This window comes from Roseburia sp. AF20-18LB (assembly GCF_003461185.1).
In the GTDB taxonomy this organism is placed as follows: Bacteria; Bacillota; Clostridia; order Lachnospirales; family Lachnospiraceae; genus Roseburia_C; species Roseburia_C amylophila.
Genome location: NZ_QTWP01000025.1, coordinates 1 through 228, shown reverse-complemented (window position 1 = coordinate 228; position 228 = coordinate 1). Strand labels below are relative to the sequence as shown.

At 38.6% G+C, this 228-nt stretch carries 1 protein-coding gene; it reads right to left on the bottom strand.

All coding sequences use genetic code 11. The features are described from left to right. Window positions 1–15: 15 nt before the first annotated feature. On the bottom strand, window positions 16–228 hold a 213-nt coding region (locus tag DWX65_RS14725), incomplete at its 5' end, for a GHKL domain-containing protein (RefSeq protein WP_118173744.1).

The window sequence follows — 228 nt, the reverse complement described above, 5'->3', positions numbered from 1 at the left end:
ACAAAGACCATCTCTTTACAAGATGACCACTGCCTTAAATTCATTTTCATCGCAGGAAAGCACCATATCACCGCCATATTTATCCACAACTGCTTTTACATTTAACAATCCAATGCCGTGATGATCCCCTCTTTTGCTCTTTATTGTGTCATTTTCAATTTCCACCTTTTCTGTCACCGGATTTCTCACCGCAAATATCAGTTTATGATCTTCGCACTCTAATTTCAG